Consider the following 12,578-nt stretch of genomic DNA (forward strand, 5'->3'; position numbering starts at 1 on the left):
AATGCATGAGGGATATTGGCGACTGGCTGGCGGCGCTGGGACTGTCCCGCTACGAGGCCGCCTTCCGCACGAACGATATCGACGTGGATGTCGCCGCCGGCCTGACTGCGGACGATCTGCGCGAGATGGGTGTTTCTTCGATCGGGCATCGCCGCAAGCTGCTCGAAGCCATTGCGGCGCTATCGGCAGCGCCGCAGAGCGCGGCGGCCGACCTGCAGTACCGTGCCGACACGACGGAGAGACAGAAGCCGACGTCGGAGGCTGAACGGCGGTACCTCACGGTGATGTTTGTCGACCTCGTCAGCTCGACCGCGCTGTCCGCGCGACTTGATCCCGAGGATATGAGCGGCGTGATCCGCGCCTATCAGAACGCGGTCGCGGGTGAGATCGCCCGCGTCGAGGGGCACGTGGCGAAATTCATGGGCGACGGCGTGCTGGCCTATTTCGGCTGGCCGCGCGCCCACGAGGACGAGCCCGAGCGTGCGGTCCGCGCCGGCCTGTCGATCGTCGCGGCAGTCAGCCGCCTGCAGGGCGGCGGTGCGCCGCTGGCCTGCCGGGTTGGTGTCGCGACCGGTCTGGTGGTGGTGGGCGACCTGGTCGGCGAAGGTGGTGCCCGCGAGGAAGCCGTGATCGGCGACACCCCGAACTTCGCCGCACGGCTTCAAGCGATCGCAGCCCCCGGCCAGGTGATCGTGGCCGAGGCAACGCGCCGCCGTCTGGGCGATATCTTCGCGCTCGAGTCGTTGCCGATACGCGAGTTCAAGGGCATCGACGGCACTGCCGAGGCTTTTACAGTCCTTGGCGAACGCACGCTGGCCAGTCGCTTCGCCGCGCGCCAGGGCAACACGCTGACGCCCATCGTTGGCCGGGATCAAGAGCTGGCGCTGCTGGTTGAGCGGTGGCGGCAAGCGGAGGGTGGCGAGGGACAGGCGATCCTGCTGACCGGTGAGGCCGGCATCGGCAAGTCGCGGATCGCCGAGGCGCTGGTGGCGGCTGTCGAGGCCGGGCCGCACGTTCTGTTGCGATACCAGTGCTCGCCGTATCACGGCGACAGTGCGCTCTACCCGGCGATCCAGCAGCTGACGCAGGCCGCGCGATTCGCGCCTGACGAGAGCGTCGACAGGCGGTTGGATAGATTGGAGACCCTTCTGGCGCACGGCGCCGGCGATGGCGCGGCCGCGGCGGCGCCGCTGATCGCCGAGCTGCTCGGACTCGACGGCAGCGGGCGCTACGGCGCCTCGACGCTGACGCCACAGCAACGCCGCAGCCGCACTCTCGCCGCCCTGGTCGACCAGCTTGGCGGGCTGGCGCGGCACCGGCCGGTCCTGTGGCTGGTCGAGGACGTGCACTGGATCGACCCGACGACTCTGGAGCTGATCGAACTCGCGCTCGACAGGCTTGCGGGTCGCCGGGTGCTGCTCGTGGTGACGACACGGCCCACCTTCAAGGCGCCCTTGGCCAGCCATCCGGCCATGACGCGGCTGACGCTCAACCGGCTGGCCCGCGCTGCGACGCAATCCATCATCGTGCGCGTCACCGGCGGGCGCAGGCTGCCCGAGCCGCTGGTCGATGAGATCGCCGCGCGGACCGACGGCGTGCCGCTCTTCGTCGAGGAAATGACCAAGGCGGTGGTGGAATCCGGCGCGCTGCGCGAGGCCGCCGATGCGTACGAGCTTGACGGGCCGCTCAGTGCGCTCGCGGTGCCAGCCACCCTTCACGACTCGCTGATGGCCCGGCTCGACCGTCTGCACGGCGTGAAGGAGGTCGCGCAGACCGCCGCCGTCATCGGCCGCGCCTTCGATCACGAAACGCTTGCCGCGTTGTCGCCATTGCCCGAAGCGGAGCTTGCCGACGCACTCGACCGTCTCGTCGACGCGGAGCTGGTGTTCCGTCGCGGTGGCGGCCGGCAGGCGACTTATCTCTTCAAGCATGCGCTGGTCCGCGACGCCGCCTATGAAAGCCTGTTGAAGGCGCGTCGCGTGAGGCTGCACGGACAACTGCACGACGTGATGGTCGCGCGCGGGGACGCGGCGCCCGAGATCCGCGCCCAGCACGCTGAAGCGGCCGGCCGCCTCGAAGTCGCGCTGGATGCCTGGGAAGAGGCCGGGCGCGCAGCGGTGACCCGCCCGGCCTTTCGCGAGGCCATTGCGGATTTTCAAGCGGCCGTCCGCCTTTGCGGTGCGCTTGGCGCCGAGACGCGCTGGATGTTGCGCGAACAGGCGATCCAGGTCGAACTCGGTCAGGCGCTGATGGCCAGCGAGGGGTACCAGGGCGCAGCCACGGTCGCGGCGTTCGAGAGGGCGATGGCACTCGCAGACCCGGCCGGCGACCCCGCGCTCCAACTCCCCGCGATCTACGGTCTCTGGGCAGGGCGCTACATCGCGGCGACCGGCTCGGCGCAAGTCGCCGAACGCCTGGCCGAGATTGCCGAGGCGCAGCCTGACGACGGCCCGCGTCTGGTCTCGCTGCGCGCTCTGGCTCTGGAGAGTTTTCATGCCGGGGCCTACCGCAAGACGCTCGCGCTCAGCGCGAGGTCGTTCGCGCTATACCGGCCCGAGGTGCATTTCGATCTGAAGTTCCGCTTCGGACACGATCCACGGGTCGCGGCGAGCAACTACCTGAGTTGGTCTCTCTGGCATCTCGGGTTCGCCGATCAGTCGGCGCGGCAATTGGAAAAGTCGCTCGCCTGGGCGCGCGAAGCCGACCATCCGAACACGACCGGCCTAGCGCTCTGTATGGCCGCGACGCTGGTCAACCTCTGGCAGCGTAGGCCCGAGCAGGCTGAGGAGGCTGCGCGCGCGGCGCTGCGGGTCGCGGAGGAGATGTCGCTCGCGCTTTGGCACGCTTGGGGCCTCACCCATCTCGGGGCGGCATTGTTTCGTCAGGGAAAGGCATCCGGTATTGCCGAGATCGAGGCGGGCTTCGACGAAGCGAAGCGCATAGGGGCCGCAAGGTTCGACCCGCTTCATCACTCGTTCGCGGCCGAGGCCTATGCCCACGAGGGACGCCACGACGCCGCGGCAGACGCCATGGCGAAGGCCCTCGAAGCCCTGGCGCGCAGCGAGGATGTCGCTCTCGCCTCGGACATCCACCGGGTCGGTGCGGCCGTCGTTCTGCGTGCCGATGCCGGCGCAAAGGATACCGCCGAGGCCGAACTACGCCGCGCGCTCGACATCGCACGGAAACAAGAGGCGCTGTCGCTGCAACTTCGCGCGGCGCGCGATCTGGCGGCGCTTCTCGATGGGCGGCGGCAGCGGCAGCAGGCTCACGACCTTCTCGCCCCCATTGTGGGCGCGTTCACCGAGGGCTTCGAGACGCCCGATCTGATCGAAGCGGCCGCTCTGTTGTCATCGCTTCGCTGACCGTTGCGCCTTTTCTGCCGCCTCGTCGGCGCCACCTGATCGAGCAGAACGAAGAATGGGCCGTTCAACGCGCCCGCTACATCACGCCGGAAAGCATCGCCCCATCAGCGATGATGCCGGCGTCGGGCTACCGACCGTGGCTACTTGATCGATCCGACGTCAGACGGATACCACCTTTGATCGCTAAATCAGGCCTTGCGCGGCGGGGTTCCGCTGACGTCGTTGAACTTTCGGACGCGCCGACAATGGCCCGTGACTTCACCAAAGAGGAACTCCGCGCCGCACGCGCGCGCGGCCGTGGTCCGCGCAAGCGCATCCGGACGTCCGGCGTCGACCGGCACGAGCATCGACGGCGGGGTCGTGATCAAAAAGCGCGCCCGTCCATCGGATCGGCCAGCGTCGGCGCTGGACGGCGATAGTCGACCTGCCCTGCGGCATCCCCCTCACAGCACCGGCGGCACGAAGCCGCCGTACTCGCGCTCCATCAGCGCGGCGAGCGCGATGGGCGTGCGGTCCTCCAGCATCGGGCCGACGATCTGCGCGCCGATAGGCAGGCCCCCGGCGCCGCGGTCGATCGGCGCCACGGTGGCCGGCAGCCCGGCGGCGGTGGCGAAGCCGGCCCAGACGAGGTTGACGATATAGGGGTGCTTCGCGCCGTCGATGTCGAGCCGCCGGCCGGCCACGTCCGACGCGTCGTGCGGGAAGGCCAGGGTCGGCATCGCCGGGCACACCACCGCGTCGAACTCCTGGAACAGCGCCCGCCAGCGCCGGCGCATGCCGTCGCGCACGATGTCGGCGGCGCGCCACTCCCGCCAGCCGGCGTTGATCGAGCGCAGCCACAGCGCGTCGAGGCCCGGGTCGTCGGCGGGCATGGCGGCGGCCGCGGCGCGGACGCGCTCGTAGTACTCCGGCGGACGTCCCTGCGCGAGCACCGGGCTCAGCAGGCGCACGAAGTTGCGCGTCGCCTCGGCGAGATCGGGCAGCAGCGGGCTGGCGCGCGCGACCTTGGCGCCGCTCTTCGCCAGCCGGCCCGCGAGCCGGTCGAACGCCTGCGCGATGTCCTTCGCGACCGGCGCCAGCGGGTGGCTGTCGAGCACGAGGACGCGGAATCCCGCGAGGCCGGTGTGGCGGGCCGGCGGCAGCGCGACCTTCCACGCGACGCCCTCGGCCCGCTCGTCGGCGCCGGCCACGATGTCCAGCGCGGTCGCGATGTCGGCGGCGCTGCGCGCCATCGGCCCGACGACCGAGAGGCCGTTGCCGCTCGCGGTCGGCACGGCGCGCGGGAAGGTGTGCCCGCGCTCCGGCACGATGCCGTGCGACGGCTTGTGGCCGTAGACGCCGGTGAAGTGCGCGGGCGTGCGCAGCGATCCGCCGATGTCGGAGCCCATCTCGAGGGCCACGTAGCCGCACGCCAGCGCGGCGGCGGCGCCGCCGGACGAGCCGCCGGGCGTGCGGTCGATATCGTGGGGATTGTTGGTGCGGCCGTGGATCGGGTTGATGGTCTGCCAGTCGGCCAGCCCGACCGGCACGTTGGTCTTGCCCAGCACGACGGCGCCCGCCGCCTTCAGCCGCGACACCACCACGGCGTCCTCCGCCGGCCGCCAGTCCTTGAACGCGGGGATGCCCCAGGTCGTCGGCAGGCCGGCGACGTCGTAGGATTCCTTGACCGTCATCGGCACGCCCAGCAACGGACGGCGCTCGCCGCGCGCCAGCGCCTCGTCGGCCGCCTTGGCGGCCGCGCGGGCGCGGTCGAAATCGCGCACGACCACCGCGTTGATGTGCGGATCCAGCGTCGCGATGCGCTTGAGGCTGGCCTCGAGCAGCTCGACCGCGGACACCTTGCGCGCCGCCAGCGCCTCGACGAGCTGCGCCACGGTCCGGTATTGCGGATCCTCGCTGGCGCGCGGCGGCGGCGGCGCGCTCTGCGCCGACGCCGCGCGGTGCGCCGCCGCGGCGACCGTCGCCGCGACCGCCATGCCGATGCCTTCCCGACGCCCGATCATCCCGCCCATGTCCGCGCTCCGGCCGCCGCGCCGCCCGCCGACGCGCATCCAGCGGCCAGTATTCGTCCCCGGCGGACGGCGGACAAGTCCCGTCCGCGCGACGCGCCGGAGCGGATGCGCCGCCGGCGACGCGTCGACGCACCGCCCCGGAATCCGGCCGACCCGATGGACCGTCGATGCGGGCGGGATACACTGCGCCCCGGCGCTTCACAGCCGATGGCCGGCCATACCGGGCCGACCGCACCCGCAACCGACGCACAGGAGACCAGCGCGATGTCGACATGGTCGGAATGGCTCGATCCCCGCCGCCCCACCGGCGTGCTGGTGCTGCTGCTGCCGGCGGTCGCCGGCTGGACCTCGCTCTACTGGCTGGCCGACGCGCTGCTGCCGCTGATCGGCGCCTGGACCCATCTGGTGGTGCCGGCCGGCGCCGTGGTCGTCGTCGCCATCGCCATCCGGCTGGCCGCCGGCGGACGCCGCGGCGCCTGACGCCGGCGCGCGGCGGGAACGGCGCTAGACCGCGCCTTCGGGCAGGTGCGGCAGCACCTCGTCGTCGGGGACCTTCGTCAGATCCTTGTCGACCTCGACCGCCACGGCGGCGGCGACGCGGTCGGACAGCTCGGCCCGCAGATCACCCATCGTCACCGGCGCGGCGACCACCACCAGCCGGTCGTAGCCGCCGGCCGCGAGGCCGGAATCGAGCGCGGCGGCGAGCCGGCGCGCGAAGGCGCGCTTCAGCCGGCGGTGCGGGTCGGTGCGCGGCTCCATGGCCGAGCGCGCGTCGGTGGTCGAGCTGAAGCTGCGGCCGGGACGGTCGGCCGCGAGGTCGCGGGTCGCGGCGTGGTCGGCCTCGAACGCCATGCCCTCGACCTCGCGCAGGCCGCCGCCGCGCGGGCCGCATTCCAGCACGCGCGCGCGGGCGCCGTCGGCGATCAGAATCCAAGTCCGTGCGCGCTTCATCCCGTGCCTCCACCATCGATCACACCGGCGCAGAAAACACCCGCGGCGCGCCGGGCGGATTGCGCCACGTCAAGGGAGGCGTCCGGCCCCGCCCCTAGATTGATGCCGGCGATCCGGGAGGGCCGCGCATGAAAGCCATGGACATCATGACGCCGCGGCCGGTCTCGATCGGCGCCGACGCCTCGATCCAGGACGCGATCGCCCTGATGCTGCGGCACCGGATCAGCGGGCTGCCGGTGGTCGACGGCGAGGGCCGGGTGGCCGGCGTGGTCACGGAGGGCGACTTCCTGCGGCGCGTCGAGACGGGCACGGCGCCGCGCCGCCGCCGCTGGATCGAGTTCCTGCTCGGTCCGGGCCGGACGGCGGCGGAGTACACCGAGACCCATGGCCGCAAGGTCGGCGACGTCATGACGCGCGATCCGCGCACCATCGACGAGGAGACGCCGCTGCCGCGCATCGTCGACCTGATGGAGGGCGAGGGCGTGAAGCGGCTGCCGGTGACGCGCGACGGCCGGCTGGTCGGCATCGTCAGCCGGGCGAACATCCTGCAGGCGGTGGCGGGACTGCCGGCGGACGCCACGGCGCCGGCCCCCGGCGATTCCGCGATCCGCGAGCGGATCCTGGCCGAGTTCGCCGCCGAGAGCTGGGCGCCGATGGCGCTGGTCAACGTGACGGTGCGCGACGGCGAGGTCGATCTGTGGGGCACGCTGGTCGACGACCGGCAGCGGCGCGCGATCTGCGTGGCGGCGGAGAACGTGCCCGGCGTCAAGCGCGTGCGCGACCACCTCGTCTGGGAACCCGTAGCGGGCCTCGCGGTCTGAGCGGCGGGACGACTGTCGATGGAGGGGCCGTTGCGACATCCGATTCTCCTCGCGGCGACGACCGCCGCCGCCCTCCTCGCCGCGGCCGCCGCCGGGGCGCAGGAGCACGGCCAGGCGCGCCGCGGACTGGCGCTGGCGCAGATGCGCTGCGCGGCGTGCCATGCCGTGGACGCCACGCCGCGGCGTTCGCCGCGTCTCGACGCGCCGGCGTTCGCCACCATCGCGGCGACGCCGGGCATGACCGCGACGGCGCTGCTGGCGTCGCTCCAGACGTCGCACCAGACGATGCCCGACCTGATCCTCGAACCCGACGACATGGCGGACGTGATCGCCCACATCCTGAGCCTCGGCACAGGCCGCTGAGACGCGGCCGCCGCGGCTGGCGGCATCCGGCCGCCGGCCCGCGCTCAGCCCAGCGCCTTGGCGTAGGTCCCCATGTCGAAATAGTCCCGCCACACCGCGATCCTGCCGTCGCGCATCTCGAACACGCCGCAGCACGGCAGATCGACCTTGCGGCCGTCCTTCGCCACCGTGCGGTCGAGGCGCTCCGCGATCACCAGGTCGCCGCGCGCCAGCACGTTCAACGCGTCCCATTCGGTCGCGGACCAGCCGGCGAGGAAGCGCGCGATGTAGGGCTTGAGCGCGGCGCGGCCCTTCACGGGCGGCAGCATCATGTTGTGGTAGACGCCGTCCTCGGTGAAGAAGCCGACCAGCGCGTCGGCGTCCATGCGCGACCACGCGGCGATGAAATCGCGGATCACGCGCTCGTTGCCGTCCATGTCCGTCCCTCCGGAAACGGCGCCACTGTACGCGCGTTTCCGGCGTCGCGGGAGGGCGCCGCCGTCACGTCTTCGGCGCCTCGATCGTGATCTCGAGCTTCTTGGTCGGGCCGCCACCGCCGATCTGGCCGTTGTAGAAGAGGAACCCGATCACGGCGACGACCACCACGAGGCCGCCGACGATGAAGTAGAGGCCGCCACCGGGGCCGCTGGTCGCTTGCTCGGCCATGCGGCCCTCCTGTGTCGTCCGCCGTCAGTTCGGCGCACATCATGCGCGGCGGCGTCGACTCCGACGCCGTCGGTCGTTCCCGTTGGAACCGCCGTCAGTTCTTGGGCGCCGGCGGCGTGACCGGCGGCACCGGCAAGGTCGGGGCGGGCGGCGCCGGCGTGGCGGCGGGGGTCTCGATTTTGATATCGACGTTGCGCGTGCCGCCGCCGATGTGGCCGCCCCAGAACAGGTAGGCCACGACCGCGACCGCCAGGCCGCCGACGATGAAGTAGAGACCGTTGCCGTTGCCGGCGGTGTCACGCGTCTGTTCGGCCATGGGAGCCTCCTGGGGAGCGCGCGGGGAGCGCGCGTTCGACGTGGGCGCCGCCGCGGGGTCGCGGAAGCGCCGGCGGATTCGACCGGAACGCGCGGGCGGCGCGCTGCTCGCCGCGCCGCCTGGTGGCGCTAGATGCAGGACGGACCGTAGCGGGTCTCGACGCAGCAGCGGTCCTTGCCCTCCGGACGGTAGCCGGTGACGTAGCCGCGCGGCGTCGGATAGGAGCAGCTGCCGTCGGAGCCGTAGGTCTGTTCGCGTCCACGGCCCTGGTACGGCCGGCCCTGGTAGCCGCGGTCGGGATCGTAGAAATAGTCCTTCCAATCGACGCGCCCGTCGCAATTGCGGTCGCCTTGCTGGCACCACGGCCGCTGCGGGTCGCGGCCCGGGCCCTGCGCGAAGGCGGGCGCGGCGGCGGAAATTCCGATCGCGCTGGCGATCAACGCGATAACGATCTTCGAGCGCATGGGCGTCCTCCAGGTGTGTGGAGGAGCAACGCCGTTTCCGCGCCGGGGTTCCCGCGGGTCGCGCGGGGCGATCGGCTTTCCGGTCAGTCCAGCGGCGCGGTCGAGAGCCACCAGCCGTCGCCGGAGGCCCAGCAGGTGGCGTCGGGCCGGTCGTCGCGGCGCAGCGAGCGCACCTCCTCCATGCCGCCGCCGTCGAACGCCGCGCTGAGCCGCCTCGCGGTGGCGGTGTCGCGGGCGCCGACGCAGGGGATGAAACCGGCGGCGCAGACGAAGCGCGCGGCGTATGGCTCCGCGGCGACGCGCGTCACAAGCAGCATCGCGCCCATGCCGCGCCACGGCGTCATCGGGAAGATCAGCCGTCCGCCGGGACGCAGCGCGTCGAGCCAGGCCGGCATCGGACCGGTGGCGCCGGCGCTGACGTAGACGATGTCCGACGGCGGCAGCGCGACGTCCCGCGCGCCCGAACCGGCGTGGACGACGACGTTCGACCGGTCCGCGAGATTGCCGGCGGCGCGGGCGGCGAGGTCGGGCGCCAGCTCCCACGCCTCGACGCGCCCGGCGGCTCCGACCAGCTCGGCGAGGATCGCGGTGTAGTAGCCGGTGCCGGCGCCGATCTGCGCCACGCGTTCCCCCGGCATCGGCGCGACCGCGTCGAGCATGCGGGCGTGCAGGCTGGGCTGGCCGTTGTTGATTCCGCGGTCGGGCGCCAGGCCCAGCAGCACGTCGCGGTAGATCAGCGCTTCGTCCGCGGCCGGCACCTCGGCGTAGCCGCCGCCTTGCCGGATCCACCACGGCGGCGGACCGCAGAAGCGGCCGCGGTCGATCGTCGCGAAGGCGGCGCGCAAACTGGGATCCGCGGTGCCGGCCAGCGCCGTCACGGTGTCGGCGTAGGCGCGGCGGACGGCGGCGATGTCGTCGGTCATGGCGCGGGGCGCGTGCCGGGTGGACGCCACGACGCCACGACGCCGCGGCGCGGCGCCTCAGCGCGGCGCGGGATCGGGCGCCGACGGGACGGCGCCCGGCGTCGAGGCACGCGGCGACCAGCGGCCGGCCGCCGAGTCGCCGGCGCGCGCCACGCGCAGCCTGGGACGCACGGCCTGCGCCGCCGGCGCCTCGCGCTGGGCGACGCCGGCATAGAGCTGCTTGCCGGCCTCGATCATGGCGACGCCGGCGAGGCGGCCGAGCCAGCGCGCGCCGAAGCGCTCGACCGACGGCGCCATGCCTAGCAGCAGGCGCGAGCGCACCGGCGGCATGTAGAGGGCGCGCGCCTCGCGCAGCGGCGTGAACATGTTGGCGCGCAGCAGCGCCGCGAGCTGGCGCGCCGAGTAGGGATAGCCCTGGTAGAAGGGCGAGTTGTCGATCTGGGCCCACAGCCCGGTGCGGTTGGGCACGACCACGACCATGCGTCCGCCGTCGGCCAGCGCCCGCCACGCCTCGCGCAGCAGCGGCTTGACGCGCTCCGTGCACTCCAGCGCGTGCACCACCAGCATGCGGTCGACCGAGCGGTCGGGCAGCGGCAGGTCGGTCTCGTCGACCAGCGCCGACAGGTTGCCGCCCTCGCGCGGCCAGTGCAGCACGCCCTGCTGCGCCGGCATCAGCGCCAGCACGCGCTCGGCCTCGGGCAGGAACGGCCACAGGAAGGGCGCGGCGTAGCCGACGCCGGCGACACGCAGGCCGCGGGTGTCGGGCCACAGCTCGCGCAGGCGCGCGCCCAGCAGCCGGCGCGCCACCATGCCGACCGGCTCGGCGTAGAAATCGCGAAGGTCGACGACGTCAGTGTACATCATGTCATTCTAGCACATCGGCGGGCCGGGCGCCGCGACGGCGGTGGCCGCCTCGACCCCGGCCACCACGGCATGCCTCAAGACGTCGCGACGTCGGATAGCGGTCCGTGATGCCCGAGCGCCGCCTGCTTGCGCCCCGGGCGTCGCAAATCGTCATCCCGGGCGCAGCGAGGGATCTTTGCGCCGCGCAAAGATCCCTCGCTGCGCCCGGGATGACGGAGAAGCGGCGGTGCGCCATCGGCACCGTCACGGACACCACCCCGACCGAGGAGACGCCGGCTCGACCGCGAAGGCGTGGTCGACGTCGGTGAGGACGCCGGCGGCGCCGTCGAAGACGCCGGCGGGGATGACGCTTCGGAGCGCGGGTGCTAGCGTCGCGTTCCGCGTTTTCCGGAAGGCGCCATGGCCAGCCTCGACATCGTCCAGATCCCCGTCCTCAGCGACAACTACGTCTATCTCGTGCGCGAGCCCGACTCCGGCGCGGTCGGCGTGGTCGACCCCGCCGTCGCCGACGCGCCGTTGGCCGAGGCCGCGAAGCGCGGCTGGAAGATCACGCACGTGATCAACACCCACCACCACGGCGACCATGTCGGCGGCAACCTCGAGATCCAGAAGGCGACCGGCGCCACCATCGTCGGCCCCAAACCCGACCGCGAGCGCATCCCCGGCATCCAGGTCGAGCTGGGCGACGGCGACACGTTCCAGTTCGGGGCCGAGCGCGCCACCGTCATGTTCGTGCCCGGCCACACGCGGGGCCACATCGCCTACCACTTCCCGGAATCGCGCGCGCTGTTCGTCGGCGACACGCTGTTCGCGCTGGGCTGCGGCCGCATGTTCGAGGGCACCGCGCCGGTGATGTGGAATTCGCTGTCGCGCCTCCGCGCCCTCCCCGACGACACCCGCGTCTACTGCGCGCACGAGTACACGCAGAGCAACGCCCGCTTCGCGCTGCACGTCGATCCCGGCAACGCGGCGCTGCGCGCGCGCTCCGCCGCGATCGACGCCGCCCGCGCCGAGGGGCGGCCGACGGTGCCGTCGCTCCTGGGCGAGGAGAAGGCCACCAACCCGTTCCTGCGGCCCGACGATCCGGCGCTGCGGCGCTCGGTCGGGCTCGAGGGCGCCGCCGATTTCGAGGTGTTCGGCGAGGTGCGCAAGCGCAAGGATTCGTTCCGCTAGCGACGCGGCGCGCCGACATCGACGACCAGCACGACACACCGGAGGAAACGCGAAATGGCCAAGATGAAGCTCGTGTACTCGCAGAGCTCGCCCTACACCCGCAAGGTGATGGTGGTGGCGCACGAGGCCGGCCTCGACGGCAAGATCGAGAAGCGGCCGGCGATGACGACGCCGGTGGCGCCGTCGGCCGAGGTCAAGAAGGGCAATCCGCTGGCCAAGCTGCCGTCGTTGCAGGCCGAAGGCACGTCGCTCTACGACTCGCGCGTCATCTGCGCCTATCTCGACTCGAAGAACCGCCGCAAGAAGATGTACCCCGCGTCGGGCAAGGCGCGCTGGACGGCGCTTCGCCAGGAGGCGCTGGCCGACGGGCTGCTCGACGCCGCCCTGCTCGCCCGCTACGAGAATTCGCTGCGGCCGGGGGCCCTGCGCTGGCCGGAGTGGGTCGACGGCCAGATGGCCAAGATCGAGGGCGCGCTGGACGCCATGGAGAAGGAGGCCGCCACGCTGCGCGGCGCGCCGACCATCGGCCACATCGCGTTCGGCTGCGCGCTGGGCTATCTCGACTTCCGCTTCCCCGACATCGGCTGGCGCGCCAGGCGCCGGAAGCTGGCGAAGTGGTACGCCGCCTTCAGCCAGCGGCCGTCGATGCAGGCCACGCTGCCGCCGCAGGGCTGAGCCGGCGCT

At 72.5% G+C, this 12,578-nt stretch carries 15 protein-coding genes; 6 read left to right on the forward strand and 9 right to left on the reverse strand.

Going from position 1 to position 12,578, the window contains the following annotated elements; all coding sequences use genetic code 11:
* Positions 1-5 precede the first annotated feature (5 nt).
* Positions 6-3,362: an AAA family ATPase gene (locus tag IPK81_10290; GenBank protein QQS14510.1), complete on the forward strand. Its 3,357-nt coding sequence runs from the start codon at positions 6-8 to the stop codon at positions 3,360-3,362.
* 188 nt (positions 3,363-3,550) lie between these two features.
* Here IPK81_10290 and IPK81_10295 read toward each other — a convergent pair whose 3' ends face one another.
* Both IPK81_10295 and IPK81_10300 read right to left on the reverse strand, forming a co-directional pair.
* Entirely contained in the window at positions 3,551-3,730 is a 180-nt protein-coding gene (locus tag IPK81_10295; protein ID QQS14511.1) for a hypothetical protein, read from the reverse strand.
* Positions 3,731-3,805: 75 nt separating this feature from the next.
* A complete protein-coding gene (locus IPK81_10300; protein ID QQS15044.1) occupies positions 3,806-5,338 on the reverse strand; it encodes an amidase in 1,533 nt (510 codons plus the stop codon).
* A 300-nt stretch (positions 5,339-5,638) separates the two neighbouring features.
* On the opposite strand from IPK81_10300, the gene IPK81_10305 reads away from it, so the two are divergent.
* Positions 5,639-5,854 carry a hypothetical protein gene (locus IPK81_10305; protein QQS14512.1) on the forward strand — a complete coding sequence of 72 codons (216 nt, stop codon included), beginning with the start codon at positions 5,639-5,641 and terminating at the stop codon, positions 5,852-5,854.
* A 24-nt stretch (positions 5,855-5,878) separates the two neighbouring features.
* Here IPK81_10305 and IPK81_10310 read toward each other — a convergent pair whose 3' ends face one another.
* A complete protein-coding gene (locus tag IPK81_10310; protein ID QQS14513.1) occupies positions 5,879-6,325 on the reverse strand; it encodes a host attachment protein in 447 nt (148 codons plus the stop codon).
* A gap of 128 nt (positions 6,326-6,453) precedes the next feature.
* Here IPK81_10310 and IPK81_10315 point away from each other — a divergent pair, with 128 nt between their 5' ends.
* On the forward strand, positions 6,454-7,146 hold the full coding sequence (locus IPK81_10315; protein QQS14514.1) for a CBS domain-containing protein: 693 nt from the start codon (positions 6,454-6,456) through the stop codon (positions 7,144-7,146).
* A 30-nt stretch (positions 7,147-7,176) separates the two neighbouring features.
* Positions 7,177-7,509, forward strand: a complete 333-nt coding sequence (locus IPK81_10320; protein ID QQS14515.1) for a c-type cytochrome — start codon at positions 7,177-7,179, stop codon at positions 7,507-7,509.
* Between the two features lie 44 nt (positions 7,510-7,553).
* Here the strand turns inward: IPK81_10320 and IPK81_10325 are convergent, their stop codons facing one another.
* From IPK81_10325 to IPK81_10350, 6 genes are all read right to left on the reverse strand, one after another.
* Positions 7,554-7,925, reverse strand: a complete 372-nt coding sequence (locus IPK81_10325; protein ID QQS14516.1) for a nuclear transport factor 2 family protein — start codon at positions 7,923-7,925, stop codon at positions 7,554-7,556.
* Between the two features lie 64 nt (positions 7,926-7,989).
* On the reverse strand, positions 7,990-8,154 hold the full coding sequence (locus IPK81_10330) for a hypothetical protein (GenBank protein ID QQS14517.1): 165 nt from the start codon (positions 8,152-8,154) through the stop codon (positions 7,990-7,992).
* A 94-nt stretch (positions 8,155-8,248) separates the two neighbouring features.
* Complete coding sequence (locus IPK81_10335; protein ID QQS14518.1) at positions 8,249-8,470, reverse strand: hypothetical protein; 222 nt, start codon at positions 8,468-8,470, stop codon at positions 8,249-8,251.
* 128 nt (positions 8,471-8,598) lie between these two features.
* A complete protein-coding gene (locus IPK81_10340; protein ID QQS14519.1) occupies positions 8,599-8,934 on the reverse strand; it encodes a hypothetical protein in 336 nt (111 codons plus the stop codon).
* Between the two features lie 83 nt (positions 8,935-9,017).
* A complete protein-coding gene (locus IPK81_10345) occupies positions 9,018-9,857 on the reverse strand; it encodes a protein-L-isoaspartate(D-aspartate) O-methyltransferase (protein QQS14520.1) in 840 nt (279 codons plus the stop codon).
* A gap of 57 nt (positions 9,858-9,914) precedes the next feature.
* A complete protein-coding gene (locus IPK81_10350) occupies positions 9,915-10,718 on the reverse strand; it encodes a methyltransferase domain-containing protein (GenBank protein QQS15045.1) in 804 nt (267 codons plus the stop codon).
* Between the two features lie 402 nt (positions 10,719-11,120).
* On the opposite strand from IPK81_10350, the gene gloB reads away from it, so the two are divergent.
* Together gloB and IPK81_10360 are read left to right on the forward strand one after the other, a co-directional pair.
* Positions 11,121-11,894: a hydroxyacylglutathione hydrolase gene (gene gloB / locus IPK81_10355; protein QQS14521.1), complete on the forward strand. Its 774-nt coding sequence runs from the start codon at positions 11,121-11,123 to the stop codon at positions 11,892-11,894.
* Between the two features lie 63 nt (positions 11,895-11,957).
* The gene (locus IPK81_10360; protein ID QQS15046.1) at positions 11,958-12,569 is read left to right on the forward strand and encodes a glutathione S-transferase family protein; all 612 of its coding nucleotides are present in this window, start codon (positions 11,958-11,960) and stop codon (positions 12,567-12,569) included.
* Positions 12,570-12,578: the final 9 nt, after the last annotated feature.

Source organism: Rhodospirillales bacterium (genome assembly GCA_016699855.1).
GTDB lineage: Bacteria > Pseudomonadota > Alphaproteobacteria > Reyranellales > Reyranellaceae.

What these genes read in the sequence shown, in the direction of transcription:
- IPK81_10290 (QQS14510.1), top strand. Translation starts at nt 6, where the DNA reads ATGAGGGATATTGGCGACTGGCTGGCGGCGCTGGGACTGTCCCGCTAC.
- IPK81_10300 (QQS15044.1), bottom strand. Translation starts at nt 5,338, where the DNA reads ATGGCGGTCGCGGCGACGGTCGCCGCGGCGGCGCACCGCGCGGCGTCG.
- IPK81_10305 (QQS14512.1), top strand. Translation starts at nt 5,639, where the DNA reads ATGTCGACATGGTCGGAATGGCTCGATCCCCGCCGCCCCACCGGCGTG.
- IPK81_10310 (QQS14513.1), bottom strand. Translation starts at nt 6,325, where the DNA reads ATGAAGCGCGCACGGACTTGGATTCTGATCGCCGACGGCGCCCGCGCG.
- IPK81_10315 (QQS14514.1), top strand. Translation starts at nt 6,454, where the DNA reads ATGAAAGCCATGGACATCATGACGCCGCGGCCGGTCTCGATCGGCGCC.
- IPK81_10325 (QQS14516.1), bottom strand. Translation starts at nt 7,925, where the DNA reads ATGGACGGCAACGAGCGCGTGATCCGCGATTTCATCGCCGCGTGGTCG.
- IPK81_10330 (QQS14517.1), bottom strand. Translation starts at nt 8,154, where the DNA reads ATGGCCGAGCAAGCGACCAGCGGCCCCGGTGGCGGCCTCTACTTCATC.
- IPK81_10335 (QQS14518.1), bottom strand. Translation starts at nt 8,470, where the DNA reads ATGGCCGAACAGACGCGTGACACCGCCGGCAACGGCAACGGTCTCTAC.
- IPK81_10340 (QQS14519.1), bottom strand. Translation starts at nt 8,934, where the DNA reads ATGCGCTCGAAGATCGTTATCGCGTTGATCGCCAGCGCGATCGGAATT.
- IPK81_10345 (QQS14520.1), bottom strand. Translation starts at nt 9,857, where the DNA reads ATGACCGACGACATCGCCGCCGTCCGCCGCGCCTACGCCGACACCGTG.
- IPK81_10350 (QQS15045.1), bottom strand. Translation starts at nt 10,718, where the DNA reads ATGTACACTGACGTCGTCGACCTTCGCGATTTCTACGCCGAGCCGGTC.
- gloB (QQS14521.1), top strand. Translation starts at nt 11,121, where the DNA reads ATGGCCAGCCTCGACATCGTCCAGATCCCCGTCCTCAGCGACAACTAC.
- IPK81_10360 (QQS15046.1), top strand. Translation starts at nt 11,958, where the DNA reads ATGAAGCTCGTGTACTCGCAGAGCTCGCCCTACACCCGCAAGGTGATG.